Genomic DNA, 25305 nt, shown 5'->3' on the forward strand with positions numbered 1-25305 from the left:
CTACCGCCCCGACCGGTGCTTGCGCCGCGTGTTGAACGAGTCAAGCAGCACCGCGAGAAAAATCAGCGCGCCCTGCACAAACTGCACCCAGAACGAAGAGACGTTGAGCAGGGTTAGACCGTTGTTAATGACGCCGATCAACAGCACACCGACGAGGGTGCCGATCATACTGCCCTTGCCTCCGAAGAGGCTCGTGCCGCCGATCACCACTGCGGCGATTACTTGCAGCTCTGTGCCGGTTGCGGCATTTGGAGTCGCGGAGTCGAGACGCCCGAGCAGAATGATCGCGGCGATGCCCGCGGTAAAGCCCGCGATCACGTAGGCGATAAAAACCACGCGTTTCACATTGATGCCTGCGAGTCGCGCGGCTTCGGCGTTACCCCCGACCGCATAGATCTGGTGCCCGAAGGTTGTTCGCGAGAGCACCAGGTGGGCGACGATGAACAGCAGGACCGTGACGAGCGCCGAGGTCTTAATGTCGAAGATCGCTGAAGCCCCCAACCAATTCATCGATTCGGGCAGGCCGTACACCGACTGTCCCTGACTGATCTGCAGCGTCAAGCCCCGGGCCATACCCATAACGGCAAGGGTGACGATGAAGGGAGCCAGGCCGAGCCAGGCAACGGACGAGCCGTTGACCGCACCGACCGCCATGGCGACCAAAATCACCACAACGATGCCGATGAGCCCCGAGCCGGTCGACTGGGAGACGATGGCCCCGACCAGCCCGGCGAGGGCGATGTTCGAGCCGACCGAGAGATCGATGCCGCTTGTGATGATCACGAAGGTCGCACCGATCGCCGCGATGCCCACCACGGCGCTCTGGGTGATGATGTTCGTCAGGTTGCCGGCTGTCAGAAATGTTGGGGTCATCACGGAAAGCGCCACCGAGACGAGCACCAGTGCGACAACGATCGGTGCCAAGTTACTGTTGCCGGCGGATTTTGCCAGCCGCTGCACCACGGATTCGGTGCGTTCCGTCGAGACGGTCGTCGTTTCGCTCATCGGGTCGAGCCTCCTACTGGTACTCCTGCCGCAGACGACAGGTGAAGTATCTGTTCACGTTCAAATTCATCTCGCCGCAGTTCTGCGACGATGCGGCCAGCCGAGAGCACGTAGACGCGATCGGCGACGGCCAGCACCTCGTCGGTGTCGGAGCTGCTCACGCACACGGCTGCGCCCGCCTCCGCGAGCTGAAAGATCTCTTCGTAGATGCCAGCCTTGGCGCCGACGTCGACCCCTCGTGTCGGGTCATCAAAGAAGGCAACCCGAGGCTTCCTCTCCGACACCCGCGCCACGACTACCTTCTGCTGGTTGCCCCCAGAAAGCTCTCCAATGGCCTGCTTGGTCGAGTGCAACCGCACGCGATAGCGGGACACCACATCGCGGGCTAATGCACCGACGCGTCGAATGTCAATGATGCCGAACTTCGACACATCGCGATAGGCACCGTAAATCAGGTTCGACTCCACAGTGCCTTCGAGAATGAGGCCATCGCCCTTGCGGTCCTCCGAGGCGTAGAGGAGTCCGGCTCGCATGGCGTGACGGATCGATCCCGGTTTCACCGCTCTCCCGTCAACGACTATTTTGCCGGAGGAGACCGGGTTCACCCCGCAGAGTGCGCGCATCAGCTCAGTTCGCCCAGCTCCTGCCAGTCCCACCAGCCCGACAATCTCGCCGGCGCAAGCCGTCACACGGGCATCCGACACGCCAGGCGCGTGGATGCCCTCCGCCTCGAGCACCTTCTCACCGATCTCTCGGGTGCGCCACGGATACGCCTGTTCGAGCTCCGCCGCGAGCATCGCCCGCACGAGCGTATGCTCATCCCACTCATCGACAGGTCCTTCTGCAACCATTCGGCCATCGCGCAGAACAATCAGCCGATCTGCGATGCGGAACAGCTCGTCGAGGTGATGCGTCACGTACAGAATCGTCATGCCCTGCTCGCGCAGCCGCTCGATCACGTGCAACAGCGTCTCCACGTCGGCTTCCGGTAATGACGAGGTGGGTTCGTCGAGCACCAGCACCTGGGCGTCACGAACCAGACATCGTGCGATCTCGGCCAACTGACGCTGCGCGATCGTCAACTCGCGAAGCGGGGTATCCAAACTGAGGTGGTCGAGGCCGACCACACGCAGGCCCTCGAGCGCTCGTTTGCGGTTCACTCGGGTGCGAGTGAAGCCCCAGCGGGATTCCAAGTTGCCGAGCAGCACGTTCTCGAGCAGCGGGAGGTCGGGCACGTCCGTGAGTTCTTGGTAGATCACGCTAATGCCAGCCTCGATTACCGCCCTCGTCGAGGCCGGCAGGGACTCTCCGTTCACTTCGATCCGACCCGTGGTCGGTTCAATCGCCCCTGAGATCATGCGGATCAGGGTGGACTTGCCGGCTCCGTTCTCGCCGACAAGTCCCGTGACCGTGCCGGGCGAGAGGGCGAACCCAATCCCTGCGAGAACAGTGTTCGTTCCGAAGGTCTTGGATACGCCCTCAAGCCGAATCGAATCGATGTTATTCGATGTCATCCGCCCAGATTCCGTACTCGAGCACCTCTGTCGACGCGATGTTCGCCGGCGTGAAGATCATGCCGGTCCACTCGATGAAGCCCGACACCTTCTCACCCTTCTCCAGCTTCGCGATGTTGGCCATGACCAGCTCGGCGAGGCGAATCGGGTGCGAGGCGACACTCATATCCTGTCGATTCGCGCGGATGTCGGCAACCGCCGGTGCCGGCGCGTCGTTACCGGTCACGAAGATGTGCCCTTCGTCACCGACCGGAAGGAACAGCCCTGCGGCCTCGATGGCCTTGGTGGCGCCCTGCGCCATGCTGTCGTTCGCGTTCATTACGGCATCAACATCGGGGTGCGCCTGCAGAATCGTCGAGAGCGCCTGGAAGGTCTTGTCGGTGTCGAAGCCACCGTCGGCACGTGCCACGACCTCAATGCCCGGGTACTGCCCGACGATCTCGTCGAACCCCTTCGTGCGGTCGGCGCCCGCGGCGCTGCCGGCGATGCCCTGCATCTCCACGACCTTGCCTTTCGGCTCGCCGTACTTTTCGGTCAAGAAGTCGACGATACCCTGAGCGCTCTGCTTACCGATGCTCACATGGTTCATCGCGACCGTGAACTGAATCGCATCCGACTCGATCGTGTCGGAAATAGCGATGACGGTCGCACCGGATTCAGAAGCCTGCTCGATCGCGGGCACGATGGCCGACGCGTCCGCGGGGCTCACGACAATGTAGTCAGCACCCTGGCTGACGAGGTTCTGGATATCGCTCGCCTGAACATTGTTGTCGCCATTTGAGTTGGTCTGGATCAGGCGGAAGCCGTGCTCCTCAGCGCCATTCTCCAGCCCCTTGATGAGCCCTGCGAAGTACGGGTTGGTCAGCGTGTAACCGGAAAAGCCGACAACGACCTCGTCGCTCCCACCGGCCGAACCGCCGCTCTGTTCCGCTGACGCGCAACCGGTGACGGCGAGCGCCATACCTGCCGCGATGGCGAGTGCGCTCGTTAGTCGCGCACGGAGTTTTCTATTTGGAGTCATCATCGATTCCCTTTCATTCTTTGTCCGATAGAGGTGTGGTGTACAGATTTAGGTCGCAAAGTTCAAACATGGGATCGCCGGTCAGGCGCCAATCGGACTCCCTTCGGCGATCAGATCGAGAAAATGCTGTCGCATGCGATCGCGATTCGGCTCGAGTCCAGTGATGATGCGCAGGCTGTCTGCCGCTTGACCAATCGCCATCATTCCGCCATCCAGCACTTGCCTCCCGTCTCGGCGCGCGACACGCAACAACTCAGTTTCCAGAGGCAGGTACACGACCTCCGCAATCCAGGCCGAGGGCTCTAGCCAGCTCGGTTCGAACGGCAACCCAGGGCTGTGCGCCATACCGGTGGGGGTCGCGTGCACGACGCCGTCGGCAGCACGCAGCACGTCGCTCAGCTGCCCCATCGATGCGGTCTCGATGTGAGAGTGCGGAAAGATGCCGTTGGTCCGTTCGACGAGAGCTCGGGCGCGATCTTGCTCTTGATCTACGACACAGAGGTGTGCAACACCCAACGTCAGCAGCGCATAGGCAGTCGCGGCACCGGCGCCACCCGCGCCGACTTGCACGATTGAGCACCCCTCGAGATCGCCAATGCCTTCTGTGACCGCGGTACGAAAACCGCTCCAGTCGGTGTTATGCCCCACAGCATCATCGCCGAACACCACCAGGTTCACTGCGGCCAACCGCTCGGCCGAGGGGCTGAGCGCGTCGATGTGCTCGATAATGCGCTGCTTAAACGGATGGGTCACGTTGATTGCGTCGTAGCCCTCCGACCGGATCCGGCGCATGATCTGCGGCAGATCGGCAAGAGACTCTCCCGTCTCCGCGATGTCAATCACTCGGTACTCGTAGTTGAGGCCGAGCCGTTCCGCTTCGCGGCGATGCATAGGGGGGGTCAACGACTCAGTGATTCCCTCGCCTAGCAGCCCCACCAGAATCATTGAGCAACCTCCTTCGCCTGGTCTGCGAACCTCCGGGCGAGTATCGTGACCGCCGCGAGGTAGCTGCCAATCCCCGCTCCCGAAATCGTCGCCGCCGCGCGATCCGCGACGTACGAGACGGCGCGGTATGGTTCTCGCGCATGGACGTTACTGAGGTGCACTTCAATGACCGGCACAGCGACCGCGCCGACGGCATCTCGGAGGGCGATCGAAGTGTGGGTTAGGGCCGAGGGGTTCAGGATCACGCCATCGTAGACTCCCGGGGCCTCGTGAAGCGCGTCTATGAGCACGCCCTCGTGATTGCTTTGCAGCAACTCCACGTCGATGCCGAATGAACCGGCGGCTTCAGCGACGATTCCGAGAATGTCGTCTTGCGACAGGGTGCCGTAAATGTCTGGCTCCCTCACACCCAGCAGGTTGAGGTTCGGCCCGTGCAGAATCAGCACTCGTCCGGACATGTGCGCCCCTTTGCGTCTCATTACTAACTAGATAGTACATTACGAATATTCGCTCGCTGCGTCAAACCGATGTGGCCGAATTGTGACATTTACCGAATGTGGATCATCGCCCGCGCACGCGAGGTCGACCCCGCGGGTGCGGCGAAATCGGATAATGACAATTTATTAACCATTTGGTACATTCATCGCATGCGTACCTCCATCGCCACCGTTTGCCTCTCAGGCACCCTCGTCGAAAAGCTCCATGCCTGCGCGCAGGCAGGCTTCGACGGCGTCGAGATTATGGACTCTGATCTCGTCGCCTCTTTCGAATCCCCTGAAGAAATCCGCGCGCTCTGCCAGCGACTCGGATTGCACATCGACATGTTCCAGCCGCTGCGTGACATCGAAGGCGTCGACGACGACATCTTTGCCGAGAACCTCCGCAGGGCCGAAGCGAAGTTCGAAATCATGGAACGTCTCGGAACCGACCTGGTCCTCTTGTGTAGCAATGTAGCCACCGCAACGATCTCCGACCAAGCAGCCAACGCCCGACAGCTCGGCCAGCTCGCCGATCTCGCGGCGCAGCGTGGCATCCGCATCGCCTACGAGGCGCTCGCCTGGGGCCGCTACGTGAGTGATTACCGTGACGCCTGGAAACTCGTGCAGCTTGCCGACCGTCCCAACCTCGGGATATGCCTCGACAGCTTTCATATACTCTCCCGCGGGCATGACCCGAGCGGCATCGAAAAGATCGACCCAGCCAAGCTGTTCTTCTTGCAGCTGGCCGATGCACCCGAGCTGCAACTCGATGTGCTCTCCTGGAGCCGCCACCATCGTCTATTCCCCGGAGAAGGCGAGTTCGACCTCGTAGGTTTTCTCGGTCACACCATGCGTGCCGGATACTCCGGGCCACTCTCACTTGAGATCTTCAATGACACCTTCCGCCAGACCGACGTGGTGCGCACTGCCCAGCACGCCCTCCGTTCATTGAACTGGCTCGCAGATCGAGCAGCAGCTGCGAACGGATGGTCCGAGAACCGTCTCGATGATCCCCAGAAGCCCTCCGCCATCGACTTCGTAGAGATCGCAGGAGAAGACCTGAGTGCGGTCGAGCAACAGCTCGACCAACTGGGATTTGTCTTCGCCGGCCGACACCGCAGCAAGTCCGTACGGCTCTGGCAGGCGGGCGAAGCCCGCATCATCGTGAACGAGCAGACGCACGAACCAGGCGCTCGACTACTCGGAATCGGGTTGCTCGTCGGCGACGCGAGTGCCGCGGCTCGGCGGGCGCACAGCATCGGCGCCCCCGAGGTCTTTCGCCGCACCTCGGCCGGCGAACAAGCGCTCGCCGCAGTCGCTGCCCCCGACGGAACCGAGGCGTACTGGGCTGATCACGTGATCAGCCAGACCTGGCAAGCTGAATTCGCAGGTGGGCTCGCGACGCCGCACGACTCCTCAGCTGTGCTGCATGGACGCATTGACCACATCAACATCGCGATGCCCTGGCAGCACTACGACGAAGCCATACTCTTTAACACCAGCGTGCTCGCCCTCGAATCCGATCGGTTCGCCGAGCTCCCTGGCCCCCGGGGTCTCGTGAGGAGCCAGGTGATGCGCACCAACGATGGCACCGTGCGGCTCGTCCTGAACCTGGTGCCCCCCACCGCGCCGCGTCCGCCCCGGCACGTGGCGATCAGTGTCGACGATGCCCTCGCCGTCGCGCGACGCGCTCGCGCACGTGGCCTCCGTTTCCTGCCCATTCCCGATAACTACTACGACGACCTCCGGGCCCGCTTCGACCTCGATCCTGAGCTGCTCTCGGAGCTGCGTGACCTGCATGTGCTGTACGACCGCGATGCCGCCGGCTCCTACATTCACTTCTACACGCCGACCATCGACGAGATCTTCCTCGAGGTGGTCCAGCGCATCGGCGCATACGACGGATACGGCGCACCCAACGCTCCCGTGCGACTCGCCGCCCAACCCCAATAGGCACGGCCATAACCCACCCGACGAATCGCGGCCGGAAATTGACTGGTGTGGAGCATTGGGCAATCGACGCAAAGGAGTGGCAGAGGTGCAGCGCGATTCACTCCAAGTGGCTTGCCCGGACCACCCGCACCCATGCCCATCCCGCATCCATGCCCATGCCCGTGCCCATCGGGCGCTAGTGGCTCCTTCACACCCGTGGAACCAGCCACTTACGCCCGATCCGCAAGGTGGTCACGAGACATCCGCCGCGGGGCGTCAGCCGGGAGTGCGAGTGCGATGCATCAGTGCAGTCAGCACCGCGAGTGCCGAGCCGACTACAGTGTCGCTGACACGCTCCATGGCGACGTGGTGCACCTGTGCCGCTCCCATTGCGGCCTCGTTAATGAAGAGCACCAGGGGCGTGATGAAGGCGAGCGCGAGCGCGTAGTTCCGCACCACTGTCATCTCGATCGCGAACTGCAGCAGCACGAGCGCCGCGACCAGCACCCACGGCACCGTCACCAGTGGCGCCACCAGCAGGAACAACAGCGCACCGAGCACCGTGCCGAGCGTGCGATGCAATGCCCGCTCAAGCGAAACCCGGCGCACCGGAACGACACCGACAACCGCCACTCCCGCCGCAACGGTCCAGTACGCATGCGTATCGTCAAGCCAGATCACACTGATCACGGTGCCGACCACGGCCACCACCGCCACCCGGGCCACCAGCACCGACTCCCCCGAACCCAGCCACGGCCCCGGCAGCAGCTCACGCAGGGGCCGTGGCGCGGCGCGAAAGTGACGAGGGAGCGCAAGCGGCGCAAGGGTCACGATCGCAGACAGGATCGACCCCGCCGCGACCAGCCCAAGAAACAGCCAGGGATCCGCCCGTCGTTCCCCGTCAGCGCCGAGACCCGTCACATTCGATGCGAGCCCATACATGAGCACAAAGAACACCGGGCCCGGCGGGCCCAGGCGGTACGCGAGCGACAACGCGGTGGCGACCGGAGCGAGGAGCACGAGCCCCGCTGCGAGCACCCACACCCACGGTGCGAACAGGGCACCGAGTGCCGCACACACGAGCAGGGCAAGGCTGACGATCGACAGCACCTTGATTCTCTCGCGCGGCGGGAGCGCGGAAGCAAAGAGCGGAGCGAATGCGCCCGCAGCAGCTTGGAGGCCGAGGTCGGGCCGAACGAGCAGCGTGCCCAACGCGAGGGGCAGGCCAATGGCGAGCGCGGCCCGCACCGACACTGCGAGTCTCGGGCTCGGCGATTTCGGCATACGCACCAGGCTGCGGATCGCGTCGCCGCCCGCGTGCCGCCAGCCGTCGCCGCCGTTCCCTGATCCACCCATCGCTTCAGGAACGCGACGCGAGCCAGGCCGCGCCCACGATGCCGGCGTTGTTACGAAAGCGGGCCGGCACCACCGGGGCGTTGACCCCGGGAAACGGCAGGTACTGTGCCGATGCCTTGCTGATGCTGCCGCCGATGACGAAGCGGTCGGGGGTGAACAGCAGCTCCAAGTGGATCAGGTAGCGCGCGACGCGGCTGGACCATTCCGCCAGCGTGATGCCCTCGCGCTCGATCACCTTCGCCGATGCGAATCGTTCGATGTCGGGGTGGCCGTCAAGCTCAAGATGCCCGAGTTCGAGGTTTGGCACGAGAAGACCATCGTGGATCAGGGCGCTGCCGATGCCCGTTCCGAACGTCAGCACCAACGTGGTGCCCGGGAGACCGCGCACCTCGCCAAACGCCGCCTCAGCGAGCCCTGCCGCGTCGGCATCGTTGACCACCGTGCACGGTGCACCGACCGCCGCTCCGAAGCGGGCTGCCGCGTCGGTGCCGATCCAGCTTCGGCCTATGTTCGCCGCCGTGCGCATGATGCCGTGCTGCACGACCCCCGGCAAGGTAACTCCGACCGGCAGTGCGGCGAGTCGCTCGTCGGGATCCTCTCCGGCCAACTCGGTGTGGATCGCGTTCGCCATCAGACCAACCTCGCGGGCGATGTCTGCCGGCAACCCGCCCGCGGGCGTCGGCACCCTGTGTCGTGAGGTCAGGCGAGCGCCGGTCGCGACGTCAACCGCCGCGCCCTTGATGCCAGTACCGCCAACATCAATCCCGATTGCCGTTCGCGCTTCGCTCACATCGCCCAGTGTAGTTTGCTGGGTGCGACGGCTGACATTTCATTCGACCAGAGGTGCAGGCCGAGAATCTGCCGATGACCCCAACGGCAACGCCAGATCCAGATCCGGTATGAGTGCCAGCTCTAGCTCAGACGCCATCTTCAGGTCAGACGAGAGATTTGGAGCGGGCGACTACTGGCACGACTCAGAGCAGGCGGAGATCTGCCTCAACCTTTCTGGTGCTGTCGAGCAGCAGCGGCAGGTGATGCTCGAGCACTCGCCCGAGAGAGTCGCGACTGGCGCTCGTCGACACATTGATCGCGCTCGTCACCTGCCCGTCACGTCCACGCACGGGCGCCGCGACCGAACGGAGCCCCAGCTCAAGCTCGCCGTCAACAAGCGCATACCCCTGCTCGCGCACGCGGTCGAGCTCGGACATGAGCGCTGCGGGTTCGGTGATCGTGCGCTCCGTGAGGGCGCGCCACTCGGTCTCGCGCAGCACCTGGGCGAGATCCTGCTCGGGCAGGTGGGCGAGGAGCACCCGCCCGAGGCTCGTCGCATACGCGGGGAAGCGGGTGCCGATCGTGATCCGCACTGACATGATGCGGCGGGTCGGAACGCGCGCGACGTACACGATGTCGGGACCGGCGAGCACGGCCGCGGAGACCGACTCGTCCACCCTTCGTGAGAGACGCTCGAGGTGCGGCTGCATGATCTCGGGCAGCGACAGCGCCGAAAGGTAGCTAAAGCCGAGTTCGAGCACGCGGGGGGTGAGCGCAAAGTGCCGGCCGTCGCTGCGCACATAGCCGAGGGTCTCGAGCGTGCGGAGAAACCTGCGCGCCGCCGCCGGGGAGATGTCGACGCGGCGGGCGACGTCACTCAGGGTGAGTTCGGGGTGATCCGCATCGAACGCGCGGATCACCCCGATGCCGCGCGCGAGCGACTGCACGAAGTCGGCGCTATCGGGGGTGGCGCCAAAACCACCGGGGCGTTCAGGGGGCCGTTTGGCTTGATGCTCGCTCATGTCATCTCCCATGATGCCCCTACGTGCGTGCGAATTTTCAATGTAGTAGGCCCGACGCGCCGAATTCATTCAGCATGAGGGAGAAAGCAGCGAGTTGGCCCGGAGAACCGGGCAGGCAACGGGTTCGTGCGCCTCACTCTCATTCAGTGGGCAGTAGATGCTCGAAAGTTGCTGCATTCCGACATTTACTGCCCACTCGAATCATGCGGCGGTGGATCGGCTAACGTTCGAGCACCACCGCGAGGCCCTGGCCCACGCCGATGCAGATCGTGGCGACCGCGACACCGCCGCCGCGGCGCTTAAGCTCCTGCGCCGCGTGCCCGATGATGCGGCCGCCCGAGGCGCCCAGCGGGTGCCCGATCGCGAGCGCGCCGCCGTGAATGTTGAGCTTCGCGGGATCGAGGTCGGGCCACCCGGCGAGGCACGCGAGCGACTGCGACGCGAAGGCCTCGTTGAGCTCGACAAAGTCGACATCGGCCCAGGTCTTGCCCGCACGCGCGAGAGCCTTGTTCGCCGCCTCGATGGGCGCGATGGGGAACTGATCGGGATCCACACCGTGCGCGGCACGACCCGCAATCCGCGCGAGCGGCTCGGAATCCAGCGCACCCTCGCCGCCCAGCAGCACCGCGGATGCCCCATCGTTGATCGACGACGCGTTGCCCGCGGTCACCGTGCCGTCGGCGGCAAACAACGGCTTCAGGCTGGCAAGCTTCTCCACCGACGAATCCTCGCGGATCCCCTCGTCACGCGCCATCTCGTAGCCCGGTACCTGCACGATCTCGGCATCGTAGAGACCAGCCGCCCATGCCTCGGCGGCGAGCCGGTGCGAGCGCACGGCGAACTCGTCTTGCGCCTCTCGGGAAATGCCCCACTCGCCGGCGATCTTCTCGGCCGATTCGCCGTTCGAGATCGTCCAGTGCTTCGGCAGCGCCTTGTTGACCATGCGCCACCCGATTGAGGTGTTCCACATGGTCTGGTTGCCAACTGCGGGCCACGGCTTCGCCGATTTCTCAACCACGAACGGGGCGCGGCTCATCGACTCGACGCCACCGGTAAGCACCAACTCGGCGTCGCCCGACTCGATCGCGCGCGAGCCCTGAATCACGGCCTCGACCGAGGACGCGCAGAGGCGGTTCACGGTGACACCCGTAACTGAGGTGGGGAAGCCCGCGAGCAGCGCGCCGAAGCGGGCCACGTTGCGGTTGTCTTCGCCCGTCTGGTTCGCGTCGCCGAAGATGACGTCCTCGATGCGGGCCGGGTCGATGCTCGTGCGCTCGACGATGGAGCGCATCACGTGCGCGGCCAGGTCGTCGGGGCGCACGCCCGAGAGTGCTCCGGCGGCACGGCCGAACGGGGTGCGCACGGCATCGTAAATGAAGGTGCTGGTCATGATCAGTTCTCCTTGGCTGGGGTGGAGGCGGCAGTGGATCCACCGGTTGCGTCACTCAAGACGAGCCCGGTGAGTTCGGCGAGCGACGCCACGGTGTTGGTGCCGAACGCCTCGGTGACCGCGAAGCCGTCGGGGGTGACGTCGAAAATCGCGTGGTCGGTGTAGACGCGCGAGACGCAGCCCACGCCGGTGAGCGGGTAACTGCAGGCGTCAACGAGCTTCGACTCCCCCTGTTTCGTGAGCAGGTCGGTCATCACGTAGACCGACTTCGCGCCGATGGCAAGATCCATCGCGCCACCGATGGCGGGGATCGCCCCGGGGGCGCCCGTCGACCAGTTCGCGAGGTCGCCGTTCTCCGCGACCTGGAACGCGCCGAGCACGCACACGTCGAGGTGTCCGCCGCGCATCATGGCGAAGGAGTCTGCGTGATGAAAATAGGCGGCACCGGGAAGCGCGGTGACGGCCTGCTTGCCCGCGTTGATGAGGTCGGGATCGATCCGTCCCTCCTCGGGAGCTTCGCCCATGCCGAGCATGCCGTTCTCGGTGTGCAGGATGATCTCGAGGTCATCCGGAAGGTAGTTCGCCACGAGGGTTGGGGCGCCGATGCCGAGGTTCACGTACGAGCCCTCGTGGATATCTGCGGCGATGCGCGCCGCCAGATCCTGCCTGCTGATGCGAGTGCTCATCGTGCGTCCTCCTGTGTCTCTTTAGCCCCATCGAGCGGTCTGCCCTCAATGTCTACGCCTCCGACAAACTCGCCACCCTGCAACCAGCGGCGCTCGCCCACGGCGACGACGCGATCCACAAAGATACCGGGGGTCACGACCGACTCAGGATCGAGCGCACCGAGCGGCACGATCTCGTCGACCTGCACGATCGTCGTGGCCGCAGCGGTCGCCATGATCGGGCCAAAGTTGCGGGCCGTTTCGCGGAAGACGAGGTTGCCAAAGCGGTCGCCTTTGAGTGCGCTAATGAGGGCGAAGTCGGCGCGGATCGGGTACTCAAGCAGGTAGGTGCGGCCGTCGATGACGCGCGTCTCGCGACCCTCCGCGAGCTCGGTGCCGACGGCGGTCGGCGAGTAGAACGCGCCGATGCCGGCACCGGCGGCGCGGATCCGCTCGGCCAGGTTGCCCTGTGGCACTAGCTCGAGCTCGATCGCGCCCTCGCGGTAGAGACCGTCGAACACCCACGAGTCGCTCTGGCGCGGGAACGAGCACACGATCTTGCGCACGCGGCGCTTCGCGAGCAGCGCGGCGAGCCCGGTGTCGCCGTTGCCCGCATTGTTATTGACGATCGTGAGGTCGCCCGCGCCCTGCTCAATGAGTGCGTCAATGAGCTCGACGGGCTGGCCCGCCCGCCCGAATCCGCCGATCATCACGGTGGCGCCGTCGGGAATCCCCGCGACCGCCTCCTCGATGGACGGCACTGTCTTGTCGATCATGCGTTCCTCCTGCCTCATGGGCGTCGCTACCAAGAGTCCACTATTTTCGCTCTGCGAAACTAGTTTCGTCAGTCGAAATCAATAATACCTGCGTTGTCGCAACTTCGATAGAGTGCGGATCGTGCCTGACCTTCGCCCGCCTTCACGCCACGCCGGCATACTCCTGTTCGTGGCGGTGTGCCTCGTTGCGGCGAACCTCCGCATGACCATCACCGCGGTGGGCCCGCTGCTCGACGAGATCGCCGCGGATCGGGGCGTCTCCCCCGCCGCGCTCGGCCTGCTCGGCTCCCTCCCCCTGATCACCTGGGGCCTCGTGTCGCCGCTCGCGCACGGGCTCAGCGCCCGGCTCGGCATGACTCGCGCGGTGTCATGGGCGCTCGTCGCGCTCGCCGCGGGTACAGCCTGGCGCTCCCTCCCCGGCACTGAGGCGAACCTCTGGCTCGGCACCGCACTGATCGGCGTAGGCTTGGGCTTCGCGAATGCGCTGCTGCCCGCGGTGATCAAGCGCGACTTTCCCGCGCGCGTGCCACTGCTCATGGGGGTCTACACCGCGCTGCTCGGCGGCACCGGCGCGATCGGCGCCGGCCTCGCGGCCCCCCTGGCCGACCTGCCCCTCGGCGGCGAGCGCCTCGGCTGGCAGGCCTCGCTACTCCTGATGGGGGCGCCGATTCCGATCGCACTCGCCGTGTGGATCATCGCGAACCGCCTGGGGCGCCGCACCACCGTGGCCGTGCCGGTCACCACGGGACCGATCGCCGCGCCCCCGGGCAGTGCGGGGCGGCGCATTTGGCGCGATCCACTCGCTTGGCAAGTGTCGCTCTATATGGGCTCGCAGTCGGCGATCTTCTACAGTCTCGCGGCCTGGCTCGCGCCGTATGAGATCGCGAACGGCCGCACGCCGGTCGCCGCAGGGCTCGTGCTGATGACGTTTCAGGTCATCGGCATCGCGGGGTCGCTCGCGTTGCCCCTCGTAGCTCGCGGGCCGCGTCGCAAGCGCTGGCTGCCCGGGCTGTTGCCGGCCCTCACGTTGATCGCGATGCTCGGAATCGCCCTGTGGCCCAGCGCGATCGTCGCGTGGCTCGTCATCGGCGGTCTTGCCGGCGGCGGGTCACTCACGATGGCGCTCACCCTCATGGCAATGCGCGCGCGCACCGCCGAGCACGCGACTGCCCTCTCGGGCATGGCGCAGTCACTCGGCTACCTCATCGCCGCAGTGGGGCCGTTCGCGTTCGGTGCGCTGCTGGGTGCGAGCGGCGGGTGGATCGCGCCCTTCGCCCTCATCTGGGGCGCCGCGGTGGCGCAGATTGCCCTCGGGGTGTCGGTCGGGCGGCCCAGGTTCGTGCTCGATCGGTAGCTTGAGCACCCACATGAACCGCTCGCGCGGCACTGCGGCTAAGCCTTAGCTCACCTCAATGACGATCCGCGCGCCACGGCCGGTGGGCCGATACTGGGCTGCGGATCCGCCTGGGTCTTCAGCCGAAGCTGCGGCGAGCGCCTCACCCGAGGAAAGCGCCGGATCCCCACTCGCCACCACGCGAGACACGCAGCAGCACAGCTTCGAGTTCGGGGCCTTCTGACGCTCGGAGTAGAACACGTCACGGTGATCCACAGCGCCGGAGAGGTCGAGAATACGCACTTCACACAGGCCGCACTCGCCGCGCCTGCAGTCGAACATCATGTCGACGCCCGAGCGCTCCAGCGCTTCCAGCATCGATTCGTCAGCCCTCACGTCAACGCGCGCACCGTATTGCGGCACCTCGACAACAAAGGGCTGAGCATCGAACCAACCGGAGTTTCCAAACGTCTCCGAGCGCAGCAGGGTGCGGTCTCGTCCGCCGCGATCCCACAGCCGGCGGATCTCTTCCATCAGGCGAATGGGGCCACACATGTAGAGCTCAGCGGCTGGGGGCACCTCTGCGATCAGATCGGCGACCTGCATGCGCCCGTGCTCCTGCGTGATGTGAGGAATCAGTCGTTCGCCGTGCTCGTCACCGAGTTCATCGAGGTATGCCATGCGCTCGCGCGAGTGACCAACGTAGTGCAGTTCGTACTCGGCTCCCAGCTTGCGCAGCACTCTCGCCATGCCCAGCATGGCGGTGATGCCGACCCCGCCAGCAACGAGAGTGTAAGAAGGGGCACCGACTCGAAATGGGAAATCCTGCAGCGGCTGGGTCACCCGCACCCGATCGCCGGGTCGGAGGGAATGCATGTATTCTGCGCCTCCCCGACTCACCGGGGAGCGGTATACCGAGAGCGCGAAGGTGTCTCCAGATTCGCTCGCATCGACGATGGAATACGAGCGCAGGTCAACCCGGTCGGTCACGTGCACTTCGATATCGACGTGCGTGCCAGGCTTCACCGGCACCGGAAGCTTCGGAGCCAGTTCAATGCGCTGGATCCCTTCGGCAACTCGCCGCGTCGCCACCACCGTGGCGTCTTGCCACGCAGTCTGCTTATCAGCCATGCCTAGCTGCCCTCTGACGCACTCTGCACGAGCTCAGTGACGTCGGCGCGGCCGCCGCGGGCAGCGGATCCGGTGAGACGGTACCCCCCAGCCGACGGCACGGGTGCCGCAGCGCCTCGCCCTTCAGCAGCAAGGCCACGCTCGAGCAAACGCCTCACCCACATGCCGCCAGCATCAATGTTGAGGTTATAGAACTCGTAGTCGGGGTTCGCGTCGATCGCTTCCTGTTGTGCCTTCAGCATCGCCTCGTCTTCGCCGAAGACCCCGTGCACGCCGTTGCGCAACTGGGTGGTCAGCAACTGGCTCTCGAGCCGATAGTTACGCATAAAAGCCCAGAAATAGTGACAGCTGCGATCGCCCTCGGGAGTGATCGTGTTCATGACGTACCCGTTGACTCCGCGCGATCGGTCGCCTTCGGGAGCCCCCGTGCCGGCCGCGGCGACCCCGACATCGATGCAGATGGTTGAGGGGTAGGTGTAGTGAATGATCTGCCAACGATCGACTTTGCCGGAAAATCCGGGAAACTTGTCGCGCATATTTTTCAACCAGAATGGCGGTGCGTCAATGTTCAGCATCCAGCGAGTCACCGTGACCGTTTGCTCATCGTGCGTGACGACAAACTCGGATTCGCTCAGCTCCTCCTGCCCGATCGACGAGGAATGTACAAACTCCTCGTGCGTCAGATCCATCAGGTTGTCGAGCACCAACTGGTAGTTGCAGGGAGCTTCGATGGTCTCGCCATCGCCAGCCCACTCCTCGGAGTCGAGCTGGTGCATGTCAGGAATTCGATCTGGATCAGCGAGCAGCGGATCGCCGAGCCACACCCACAGATACCGATAGCGCTCAACAACCGGAAACGAGGGAACTACCGCAGAAGGGTTCAGCGTCTCCTGCGCCGGCATCCCCGTGCACCTGCCCGCGGAGTTGAACTTGAGCCCGTGGTAGGGACATTGCACCTCATCGGTGCCCATCAGCTTACCCTGAGACAGCGGCGCAAGACGGTGCCAACATGCATCAGCCAGGGCAACCGGACGCCCATCCTGCGTCCGGTAGAGCGCGAGTGGGCGACCGGCCACTGTGCGGGCAAGGAGTCCCTTATTGGTGACCTCATGGTCCCACGCGGCGACGTACCACGCGTTGAAGGGGTAGGTCAGCAATTTCGCCGGTGAACTACTGCCGGGTTCTGCATGCATGGAGGCTCCTTTGCCGGTCACGGATAGTCGCTCAGCGGTGCCGCGCGGCACCAAACGCGCTTCGTTAAATAACTATATCCATAGTGATTTCTGTCTCACTCTACGCGAATTGGCTAGGCTTGGCTAGCACGCGTTTCACTTCGCCGTCGCGATCCGAAAAATGGAGGCATTGTGAGTCTCAGAGCTGCTCTCCTCGCGCTCATCTCTGCGGGTCCCGCAACCGGGTACGACATCGCCAAGCAGTTTCGCAGCACCGTCGGGCACCTGTGGCACGCGCCTGACTCGCAGATCTACCCCGAGCTGCGACGCATGCAGCAGGAGGATCTCCTCCACGCCGAAGACATTCCCTGGGGCCAGAAACACGCGACCAAAACGCAGTACTCAATCACACCTGCGGGCACAGAGGCCCTGGCGCGCTGGCAGGCATCTCCCCTCACTTACGCCCCAGAACGGGACCAAGCCCACCTGCTTGCCGCCTACTTTGAATGGGCACCCCATCCCTCTGACGCGCGGCAACGTCTACTCGACCACATTTCGCACTTCGACGCGATGCGCGACAGCGCTCAGGGTCAGATCACGGCAATCGAAGCCCGTACGAACCAGACGCTCAATCGGCGTCTCACGATGACCGATCCGGAGCACCACGAACGTGTCATCGCGTTCAAGCTGTTCGCGTACCGTGGCAAAATCGCGCGCGCTGAGTCTGAGATTGCCTGGGCACGGGAGGGGCTGGAGTTACTTGACGGGCTCACACCGGGCGAGGCCTGAGCCAGAATACGAGACGGTGCTCGCCGGTGTAGGCGGCGATCGTCTGGGCGACCCGAACTGCTGACGAAGAACTTCCTAGCGAACAATTCCAGCCAGCACTGATTCCCCCGCCTGCACCTCAGCGAACACACCGTCTACCCACTCGATCGCGGCCTCCGTCGTTTCAAGCGCACCGCCGGCGTCGTGCCTGCCAAATTCGCCCACGCGACGCGCTCCACACTCCGCGAGCGCTTCGTCCAGGAGTTCGCTGCCTCGCGAATAGGTCTTCGTGTAGCTGCGATCCCCCAAGCCGAACATTGCATAGCGCAGCCCACTCAAATCGTGCTGCTTGAGCGACAGCTGCGCGTGAAACGCCCGGGCGCTCGTCGGCAGCTCCCCGTCGCCATAGGTGGAGCAGAGAATGAGGTGCAGGCGTGCGGGATCAAGCTCCGCGGGCGAGAGATCCGCTATGTCTCGCACACGAACATCTGCGAGTTCGCCGACTCTCGCGTGCAACTCTTCTGCCGCAAGCTCCGCACCGCCAGATTCGGTTGCAAAGAGGATCGTGACTGGCTCGACAGGTGTCGCGGCACTGTCAGATCGCTCCTCGGCGACGGGGAGATCGAGCGAGACATCTCGGGCTGCCTGAAGTTGACCTGCGCGAGTGCGGATCTTGGCGCGAACCCTCCCGGGTCCAGCTGCACGACGCTCCGCATGGTCGATCCGACGCCATCCGGTGAAGTCCACAGCGTGCGCGGGAGGCACAAATGCGGCAATGCTCGAGTCGGCGGAAGGCAGCTCCGACAGGTCTTCTGCGATGAGCCGGGCAAGTTGTCGCGCGTCCTCTCGCTGATCACGGATCGTGCCACGCGAACCTCGACGCAACCAACCGCCAACGTACAGGCCTGGCTCGACCCTACCGCTCGGAAACTCACCCGGCGCCACCGGAATCGATTCTGCCGCCTCGGGCTGAGCAGAAAAACCGATCGCTGTGATCACATTCTGCACCTCAAGTGTGCGGGTTTCAGACTCGGTGCTGATCCGCACGCCTGAAACGCTTGCATCACCCAGGATTGCCTCGGGCGTCGCACCAAACCACCACTCAATCCGGGCACCCGGATCAGCAACACGTGAGTCGGCCAGGGTCAGTACCGCATCGAGTCGCGCATCCTTTCCCGCCACTGCCGCATCGATATCCACACCGTGCACAACATGTTGCACCCCGGGAAGCCCGGCAAGTTCACGCACCATCACCGGATCGAACTTTGCAGATTCTGGGGCGCCGCGACCCACGAGGTGCACCGTGCGCACAGCCCCAGCGATCTGCCCATGCACCCGGTCATCGACATCGCTGCCAGTGAAATTGGTGCGCGTGAGCAATCGCGCAACGTCGAGGGCCACATTGCCGTGTCCGACGATGGCCACGGTTTCGCCGAGCGGGGGCACTGCCGGTTGGTCGGGGTGCCCGTTGAAGACCCGCGTGAGTTCGCCGGCACCGTGCACGCCGACGAGATCCGCACCCGGGATGCGCAGCGGAATATCACGGTGCACACCTGTAGCCAAGACGACTGCGTCGGCACTGGCTCGCAAACTCGCGAGCGAAACGTCCGTTCCGAGGCGCACGTTGCCGTGAAAACGCACCTGTGGATCGAGAAGCAGTCGATCAAACTGTCTGGCAACCGACTTGGTGCCCTGGTGATCGGGAGCTACTCCGTAGCGCACCAGCCCGTAGGGCACCGGCTGCGCCTCGATCATGTCGATTTCCGCTTCGGGCATCGACTTGCGAAGCGCCTGCGCGATGAAGCATCCCGAAGGTCCTGCTCCGACGATCGCGATCCGCTTCCTGGCTTCGGGCGCACTGGCCGGAGGCGCGAGCTCAGCGGCAGGGCTTCGCCCGGTCGCAGGGGCGTCCTGCCAGGCCACGGGCAGTTTGGTCATTCCTCGAAACACCCAACCGGCGATTTCTGCGGGATCGTCATCAACCAGCGACAGCCCCGCGAATCGATTGAAGAGTTGTGGGAGCCCGACCGCGGCGACTTCTGCCTTCGCGACCCACGCGCCCAGGCAGACGTGCACGCCCTTTCCAAAGGCAAGGTGCGGCTGTACCTCGCGGTGAATATCAAACTCCTCGGCACGCGACCACACGGTCGCGTCTCGGTTCGCAGAAAGCAGGCAGATCCCCAACTTGGCGCCAGCGGGAAGATGAACGCCCGCAAGTTCGGTGTCGCGCGTGACCTGGCGCGAGTACAAGCCAATCGGGGCCACCCAGCGGAGCGCTTCGTCGAACACCGCGGGCCAGAGGGTCGAGTCCGCCACGACAGCGTCACGCTGATCGGGGTGGGTCAGCAGTGCCCACGCGGCGACCCCAATCGCGTCGCGTGGCTCGTTGAGCCCTCCACCGATCGTCATCTTCACATTGGCACGAATACGCTCGATCGGCATGAGTTCACCCGGCGCCCGCAAAAGCTGCGCGATCAGCGTGGGGTTGTTGTCGAGATGCTTCGCATGCCACGCAAGCATCTCGTCGAGCGCAAGGTCGACCTCATCGAACGACGTCTTTCCCAATTCCCATATCCGCGCATCGTCAGCGTAATTTCCCGTCGCGTCAATCATGGTTTGTGACCAACGCTGCAGGTCGGTCTGGTGCGCGTTATGGAGGCCGAGCAGTTCCCGCAGATTTTCGGCTGCATAGGGCGCTGCGAAATCCCAGATGAGATCGGCGGCCGGTCCGTTCGCCGCGAACTCATCAAGATATTTGGCGGCGTTGCGCTCAAATACCTGTGTCCAGGTACGTTTCACTTCACCGGGTCGAAGCGCCGGCTGCCAGGCCTTCCGCTCGAGGTAGTGCTCTGGGTCATCTCGACGCAGCATCGAATGCCCCATTGCTCGAATCTGCAGTGACCCCTCCTCGTTCGCAGAAAAGAGCTCCTGATCCAGTTCGGTTTCGTGCACCGCTTCATATGAGCTCACCAGATAGCGACCGACCGCGGGCACCCAGTGCACCCCGCCCTCGGCTCGAAGCCGCTCGTATATCGGAAACGGATCTCGGTGAAGATCCGGAATTGTTACCCAGTCAGCGACGGGAGCTGCTCGACCGGTCATATGCGTACCCCACCATTCACTCAAACCTTTCCTGCCAGTATGATCATGAACAAAGCATGGGAAAAGCGGGTATATCCAGTATTTCAATGAGGAAAAACCATTTATGAGCGCTCTTCGGGCACCGAGTTTCACGCTTCGGCAGCTGTCATACCTGATCGCCGCAGCCGAAGCCGGCAGTATTGCCGCCGCCTCAGCGCGTCTGCACGTGTCACCGTCAGCCGTGTCCGAGGCGCTCCACGAGCTCGACCGAGCCGTGGGAACCCCGCTCACGGTTCGCCGACGCGCCCAGGGCGTGACACTGACGAGCAGCGGATCGAAGGTCATCGTGCAGGCGAGACAACTCCTCGAGCTTGCCGCCGACCTGACCGCCGGAGTGCACGGGAACGAATTCGAACTCACCGGGCCGATCACCATCGCCTGCTACCCCACGCTCGCCCCCGTCATCCTTCCTCCGCTCCTCGCTGAGTTCGGGCGGTCTCATCCAAACGTGCAACTCGATATTCTCGAAGTCACACACGACCACCTGGCAGGTCGGCTCGAATCCGGTGAGGTCGACGTGGCGTTCGTCTACGGCACTCAGGTTCCCGGGGCTCCGCTGCGACGACGTCTAGTCGAACTCCCCGCCCACGTGCTCCTTCCCGGCAGTCACCCGCTCGCAGACGCAGCATCGGTACGACTCGAAGAGCTCGCAGACGAGGATCTCATCCTGCTCGACGCTCCCCCCTCAAGTGAGCACACCCTGTCTCTCTTCGCTGAGCTGGGCCTCACCCCCCGCATTCGCCATCGAACGGCCAACTACGAAGCCGTGCGCACACTGGTCGGGCGTCAGCTTGGCTACGGCATACTCGTGCAAAGAATCACCAACGACAAGAGCTATGAGGGGTACCCAGTGGTCATGAAGGAGATTTCGCCGGCGGTGCCACCCGTGGGCATCGATGTCATCTGGTCGGCTTCTACGCCCACCCCGGCCCGAGTGACCGCACTCATCGAGTTCTCTCAGACCATTTCGTGGCACCAGCCGACACAGAGCAGCGCAGCATGAGCACCCTGCACTGGGGCATCAAGGCCTCGTTCCTTCGCTACCTCAGCGAGATGTCGGATGGCTCAGTCGAGGCCGTGCCCCCCGCCAGCTTCGACGACGGGAAGGGAGCCTTCCCCAGTGCCCCCGCGCAGTCGCCCGGCATCCTCCGATTCCGCGGCGGAATACGGTTCACTGGGCACGGCGGTCTGCTCAATCTGACCGTGGATTCTCCCGCCCTCGAACAGCGAGGAGAAGACTGGGTCATCACGATTTCAGATCCGTATGCACCAGCTACTCGGATCGACCTTGCCACCGTCGGTGAGTTCTCACCCGCGGCTTCCGGTGCGGAGCCACGCAACCCAGAGGTGCGAATTGGCACCGGAGTCGCACTGACCGCAGCAGGAGCTGATCTTTTCTTTGGGCCCTACGTCGAAGGAACTGCGCTTGACGAGTTCACAATCGTGGGTTCACCAGACGCGGGTTGAACGCCTCAACTCGCCGTTCAACCCGCGGGGCCCGAATTACCAGCCGTAGTTGAAGTCGTGTCGACTCAAACGCTCGGATCCGTCTTCGGTGATGAGGTAGGTATATCCGGCGGTGAATCCGGCGCCACCGACCTTGGTCAGTGCCGCGGGGTGCACTGCCATGGTCATTCCAGGTTGCAACTCCAACTCATTCTGGTCGCCCAGCACCCACCCATCCGCGACATCGAGCCCGATTGCATGCCCGTGCGAGAAGGGGTTCATCGCGCCTTCTGCTGCGATGCGATCTCGCATCGCCCGTGAGATGTCCGACACCTTGACGCCCGGGCGCAACATCGACTCGCCCAGAGTAAACCCCTCGTTCCACGCCTTCGCCAGGCGCAACAGTTCCGGGCTGAGTTCGTCAACCGGCATCGACACCGGCAACTGAGCGTAGTAGCCTCCGAACGCCGGCGTGATCTCCATGAACAGGGTGCCTCCGGAGGTGAGCACATCACCCGTCGGGTAGCGATCAAAATTCAGGAACGGGCCGTCCGCATCAATCACCTCGAGCGAGTACGGCGATTCGTGCTCGAACAGGAAGCGCTTCGTCTCCGCGTAGATGGTGTAGTCAGTGACGCCCGGCGCAACCAGGTCAACCAGCATGTCGTAGCAGTCATCGGCAATTGCCGCCGACCTGCGCATGAGGCTGATCTCAGTCTCGCTCTTGATCGCACGAAGCCGCATGAAGATATCGGATGCATCGACGATTCGGTCTTCACCGACCGCCTCGACGAGCGCACGATACACACCGATACCAATCGCGGATCCGCCGACGTACCCGACCTTCCCGGTGACATTCATGCTCTTGATGAGACCCACCGAATCATTCTTGAACCCATAGGCTCCGTCACCGAACGGGCGAATGTCGATGAACTCACGAATGTTTCCGTTCTTGTCCATCTTCGGCGAATCTGCAAGTACCGGATGGATGAAGTGGGTCAGATTCCCCTCGAGCGGCAACACGATCATGCCGCCGCCGCCCTGATTTGAGATGTAGCGGATGTGGCCCCGGTTGAAGATGTCTTGCAATCCCGCGACCAGAAGCACTTCGATGCCCTGGGCGCGCATCCCCTCCCTGATCTTCGCGATGCGTTCTTTCAGTTCAGACGTAGGGATAGCCCGCAGTTCGGTTGATGTTGCCGTAGTCATATTGTCTCTCTTTCTTGATGATGTGGTGGCGAGGCGCGAGCTGTGTGCGCCTCGTCGGAGGTCAGCGCAGGGTGGTGAGCACCGCCCGTGCGCCGGAGGCCGCAGGGCTCGCATATGCACGGTTGATATCACCGATCGTGATCCGCTCTGAGATCAATTGGGCGATGGGAAGGCGCCCCGAAAGTGCCAGCTCAGCAAACAATGGGATGTCGCGAGCCGGGTTCGTTCCGCCCATATAGATTCCGCGGATCCCCCGCTGGGCGCCGATCATGTCGGCCATCGTGTCGACTTCGAGTACCTGACCAGGCTTCGGAATGCCGATGAGATAGGTTGTGCCACCGGAGGCGGTGCTGCGTATCGCCTCGGTCGTCACGTCGGGAATTCCTACCGCGTCAAACGCGTGATCCACCCCGTGCGGGCAGACGGCCCGCACGGCTTCGTGCGTCGCAGTGCCCGCACTCTGCACTACCTGGGTCGCGCCAAATTGCCGGGCAAGTTCGAGCTTGCGCTGATCCACATCGACCGCGACGATCTGCCGCGCGCCAGCGAGGGCCGCACCGGCAACGATGTTCAGACCCACACCCCCGAGACCGAATACCGCGACGCGCTCCGCCGGGGCGACCCGTGCCACGTTGAGCACTGCGCCGACTCCCGTCGTCACGCCGCACCCCAGGAGGCTCGCCACGTCAAAGGGAAGCTCTGCCGGAATGCGAACAAACTGCCGCTCATCTGCGAGCGAATAGGTGGCGAACGCCGACACCCCGAGCGTATTGATGCGATCAGAACCTCGACGCACCCGTGGAGGTTCGGTCGGCAACCGCTCCAAGCTGTCAGGAAACGTGCAGAGCGTGGGGCGACCAATGTTGCACGCAGAGCAGGATCCGCAGGCACGCACCTCAGTACCCACCACGTGGTCCCCCACCCGAAGATTGCTCACTGCGTCGCCCACGGCGCGCACCACGCCGGCAAGCTCGTGCCCGGCGATGAGCGGAAGAGATCTGCCGCGATCAACGGAGGCGACATTCAGGTCAGAGTGACACAAGCCTGCGGCATGCACTTCGACCAGCACTTCGCGCCCTCTCGGGTCATCGAATTCAACTTCGTCAATACGAAATACTCCATCGAGTTGGTCGACAATTGCCGCGACACCAGTTCGAGTCATCGTGCTCCCTCGGAGTTCGGGGCGACGACGACCGTCGCCGCCGATAGATTGAATAAATGAGCCAGCAAACTGTCGCGCTTCGGCTGCCCAACCTCAGCGTTCGCCAGCTGTTCCATTTCGTAGTGGCCGCTGATGCGGGCACGCTCGCGGAAGCTGGTCGCGCGCTGCGCATGGCGCCGTCGGCGATTTCGTACTCCATCGACCAACTGGAAAGTGAACTCGGCGTACAGTTGTGCATTCGCCACAAGGCCAAGGGGCTGACGCTCACGCCCTCTGGCGAGGCGGCTCTCGTGCGGGCGCGAAACATGCTCGCGGATCTGCGCGATTTCGAGATTCTGTTTAGCCGGCAGGGCGTGGGCAACACGGGGCGCATCATTGTGGGCTGCACCACACCCATCGCTCCGTTTCTCCTGCCCGCCACCCACAAACGATTCGCCGAAGTCTTCCCCGACGCCAGCGTGGAGTTCGTGGAGGAAACCCAGAGCGTGTTGCAGGAGCGACTGCTGCAGGGCGACATTGACCTTGCCTTTATGTATGACCTGAGCCTCGATCACCGCATCCAGCGCAAGCCGCTGCTGCGGATGACACCGAATCTTCTCCTGTCGGGCGATCACCCGCTGGCGCAAGCTGATGCCCCCGCGACGATTCCCCTGAGCCTGGTGGCAGACGAGCGCTTCGTGCTGTTCGGGGCACACCCGCTGTATGACGCCTACCTGCGACTGTTCCGGGATGCCGGAATCGAACCGAATATTGCGCATACCTGCCGAAGCATGGGCACGCTGCGTGCCTTTGTCGGCCGGGGCACCGTGTTGGGGCTTTCGTATGAGAAGTACACGTTGCTGAAGACCGTTGACGACATCGATATCGTGTCGAAGCCTCTGGCCGGAGGAGAGGACGACGCACTGACGGTGTGCGTCGCCCTGCCCCGCGACTCGAGGCCCAGCACGTTGGCTCGTTCGTGGATCGAGGCCGCAGAGGCCATCTTCACGGTGTGAGCCGAGCCGATGCACCTCACCGCATCCGAGGAAGGAACCCGCGAGGACGTTCTGAGCGTTCACCACGCTGTG

At 63.9% G+C, this 25305-nt stretch carries 22 protein-coding genes; 6 read left to right on the forward strand and 16 right to left on the reverse strand.

All coding sequences use genetic code 11. The features are described 5' to 3' along the window. The 5 genes from ACR0R4_RS05115 to aroQ all read right to left on the reverse strand — a co-directional run bounded on the left by ACR0R4_RS05115 (position 1) and on the right by aroQ (position 4943). Positions 1 to 1005: an ABC transporter permease gene (locus tag ACR0R4_RS05115; RefSeq protein WP_433646288.1), complete on the reverse strand. Its 1005-nt coding sequence runs from the start codon at positions 1003 to 1005 to the stop codon at positions 1 to 3. Further along, positions 1002 to 2519, reverse strand: a complete 1518-nt coding sequence (locus ACR0R4_RS05120; RefSeq protein ID WP_433646289.1) for a sugar ABC transporter ATP-binding protein — start codon at positions 2517 to 2519, stop codon at positions 1002 to 1004. The genes ACR0R4_RS05115 and ACR0R4_RS05120 overlap by 4 nt, the downstream gene beginning before the upstream one ends. Next, positions 2506 to 3540 (reverse strand): sugar ABC transporter substrate-binding protein, encoded by a 1035-nt coding sequence (locus ACR0R4_RS05125; RefSeq protein ID WP_433646290.1) that lies wholly within the window; start codon positions 3538 to 3540, stop codon positions 2506 to 2508. The genes ACR0R4_RS05120 and ACR0R4_RS05125 overlap by 14 nt, the downstream gene beginning before the upstream one ends. 81 nt (positions 3541 to 3621) lie before the next feature. Then, positions 3622 to 4485, reverse strand: a complete 864-nt coding sequence (locus ACR0R4_RS05130) for a shikimate dehydrogenase (protein WP_433646291.1) — start codon at positions 4483 to 4485, stop codon at positions 3622 to 3624. Continuing rightward, positions 4482 to 4943 (reverse strand): type II 3-dehydroquinate dehydratase, encoded by a 462-nt coding sequence (gene aroQ, locus ACR0R4_RS05135; protein ID WP_433646292.1) that lies wholly within the window; start codon positions 4941 to 4943, stop codon positions 4482 to 4484. Before aroQ ends, ACR0R4_RS05130 begins: the two co-directional genes overlap by 4 nt. 189 nt (positions 4944 to 5132) lie before the next feature. Here aroQ and ACR0R4_RS05140 point away from each other — a divergent pair, with 189 nt between their 5' ends. Further along, positions 5133 to 6917, forward strand: a complete 1785-nt coding sequence (locus ACR0R4_RS05140) for a sugar phosphate isomerase/epimerase and 4-hydroxyphenylpyruvate domain-containing protein (RefSeq protein WP_433646293.1) — start codon at positions 5133 to 5135, stop codon at positions 6915 to 6917. A 255-nt stretch (positions 6918 to 7172) separates the two neighbouring features. On the opposite strand, the gene ACR0R4_RS05145 is transcribed toward ACR0R4_RS05140, so the two are convergent. The 6 genes from ACR0R4_RS05145 to ACR0R4_RS05170 all read right to left on the reverse strand — a co-directional run bounded on the left by ACR0R4_RS05145 (position 7173) and on the right by ACR0R4_RS05170 (position 12876). Beyond that, positions 7173 to 8252 (reverse strand): FUSC family protein, encoded by a 1080-nt coding sequence (locus ACR0R4_RS05145; protein ID WP_433646294.1) that lies wholly within the window; start codon positions 8250 to 8252, stop codon positions 7173 to 7175. 4 nt (positions 8253 to 8256) lie between these two features. Further along, positions 8257 to 9042: a polyphosphate--glucose phosphotransferase gene (gene ppgK / locus ACR0R4_RS05150; RefSeq protein ID WP_433646295.1), complete on the reverse strand. Its 786-nt coding sequence runs from the start codon at positions 9040 to 9042 to the stop codon at positions 8257 to 8259. 184 nt (positions 9043 to 9226) lie between these two features. After that, the gene (locus ACR0R4_RS05155) at positions 9227 to 10045 is read right to left on the reverse strand and encodes an IclR family transcriptional regulator domain-containing protein (protein ID WP_433646297.1); all 819 of its coding nucleotides are present in this window, start codon (positions 10043 to 10045) and stop codon (positions 9227 to 9229) included. A gap of 220 nt (positions 10046 to 10265) precedes the next feature. Continuing rightward, positions 10266 to 11435, reverse strand: coding sequence for a thiolase family protein (locus ACR0R4_RS05160; protein ID WP_433646298.1), 1170 nt, complete (start codon positions 11433 to 11435; stop codon positions 10266 to 10268). Positions 11436 to 11437: 2 nt separating this feature from the next. After that, complete coding sequence (locus ACR0R4_RS05165; RefSeq protein WP_433646299.1) at positions 11438 to 12121, reverse strand: 3-oxoacid CoA-transferase subunit B; 684 nt, start codon at positions 12119 to 12121, stop codon at positions 11438 to 11440. Continuing rightward, complete coding sequence (locus tag ACR0R4_RS05170) at positions 12118 to 12876, reverse strand: 3-oxoacid CoA-transferase subunit A (protein ID WP_433646300.1); 759 nt, start codon at positions 12874 to 12876, stop codon at positions 12118 to 12120. The genes ACR0R4_RS05165 and ACR0R4_RS05170 overlap by 4 nt, the downstream gene beginning before the upstream one ends. 121 nt (positions 12877 to 12997) lie before the next feature. On the opposite strand from ACR0R4_RS05170, the gene ACR0R4_RS05175 reads away from it, so the two are divergent. Continuing rightward, positions 12998 to 14230, forward strand: a complete 1233-nt coding sequence (locus ACR0R4_RS05175) for an MFS transporter (protein WP_433646301.1) — start codon at positions 12998 to 13000, stop codon at positions 14228 to 14230. Positions 14231 to 14275: 45 nt separating this feature from the next. Here ACR0R4_RS05175 and ACR0R4_RS05180 read toward each other — a convergent pair whose 3' ends face one another. Both ACR0R4_RS05180 and ACR0R4_RS05185 read right to left on the reverse strand, forming a co-directional pair. Then, complete coding sequence (locus ACR0R4_RS05180) at positions 14276 to 15340, reverse strand: PDR/VanB family oxidoreductase (RefSeq protein WP_433646302.1); 1065 nt, start codon at positions 15338 to 15340, stop codon at positions 14276 to 14278. A gap of 2 nt (positions 15341 to 15342) precedes the next feature. Continuing rightward, positions 15343 to 16533 (reverse strand): aromatic ring-hydroxylating oxygenase subunit alpha, encoded by a 1191-nt coding sequence (locus ACR0R4_RS05185; RefSeq protein ID WP_433646303.1) that lies wholly within the window; start codon positions 16531 to 16533, stop codon positions 15343 to 15345. A 171-nt stretch (positions 16534 to 16704) separates the two neighbouring features. Here ACR0R4_RS05185 and ACR0R4_RS05190 point away from each other — a divergent pair, with 171 nt between their 5' ends. Continuing rightward, the gene (locus ACR0R4_RS05190; protein WP_433646304.1) at positions 16705 to 17301 is read left to right on the forward strand and encodes a PadR family transcriptional regulator; all 597 of its coding nucleotides are present in this window, start codon (positions 16705 to 16707) and stop codon (positions 17299 to 17301) included. Positions 17302 to 17376: 75 nt separating this feature from the next. On the opposite strand, the gene ACR0R4_RS05195 is transcribed toward ACR0R4_RS05190, so the two are convergent. Further along, positions 17377 to 20382 (reverse strand): cytochrome P450, encoded by a 3006-nt coding sequence (locus ACR0R4_RS05195; RefSeq protein ID WP_433646305.1) that lies wholly within the window; start codon positions 20380 to 20382, stop codon positions 17377 to 17379. Positions 20383 to 20485: 103 nt separating this feature from the next. Between ACR0R4_RS05195 and ACR0R4_RS05200 the strand changes: the two genes are divergently transcribed. Both ACR0R4_RS05200 and ACR0R4_RS05205 read left to right on the forward strand, forming a co-directional pair. Continuing rightward, positions 20486 to 21424, forward strand: a complete 939-nt coding sequence (locus ACR0R4_RS05200) for a LysR substrate-binding domain-containing protein (protein WP_433646306.1) — start codon at positions 20486 to 20488, stop codon at positions 21422 to 21424. Then, the gene (locus ACR0R4_RS05205; protein WP_433646307.1) at positions 21421 to 21888 is read left to right on the forward strand and encodes an HtaA domain-containing protein; all 468 of its coding nucleotides are present in this window, start codon (positions 21421 to 21423) and stop codon (positions 21886 to 21888) included. Before ACR0R4_RS05200 ends, ACR0R4_RS05205 begins: the two co-directional genes overlap by 4 nt. A 36-nt stretch (positions 21889 to 21924) precedes the next feature. On the opposite strand, the gene ACR0R4_RS05210 is transcribed toward ACR0R4_RS05205, so the two are convergent. Both ACR0R4_RS05210 and ACR0R4_RS05215 read right to left on the reverse strand, forming a co-directional pair. Next, a complete protein-coding gene (locus ACR0R4_RS05210) occupies positions 21925 to 23076 on the reverse strand; it encodes a M24 family metallopeptidase (protein WP_433646308.1) in 1152 nt (383 codons plus the stop codon). Positions 23077 to 23137: 61 nt separating this feature from the next. Next, complete coding sequence (locus ACR0R4_RS05215) at positions 23138 to 24238, reverse strand: alcohol dehydrogenase catalytic domain-containing protein (RefSeq protein WP_433646310.1); 1101 nt, start codon at positions 24236 to 24238, stop codon at positions 23138 to 23140. Between the two features lie 56 nt (positions 24239 to 24294). On the opposite strand from ACR0R4_RS05215, the gene ACR0R4_RS05220 reads away from it, so the two are divergent. Beyond that, a complete protein-coding gene (locus ACR0R4_RS05220; protein WP_433646311.1) occupies positions 24295 to 25233 on the forward strand; it encodes a LysR family transcriptional regulator in 939 nt (312 codons plus the stop codon). The last annotated feature ends 72 nt before the right edge of the window (positions 25234 to 25305 follow it).

The organism is Leucobacter fengyongliangi (assembly GCF_050971685.1).
GTDB lineage: Bacteria > Actinomycetota > Actinomycetes > Actinomycetales > Microbacteriaceae > Leucobacter.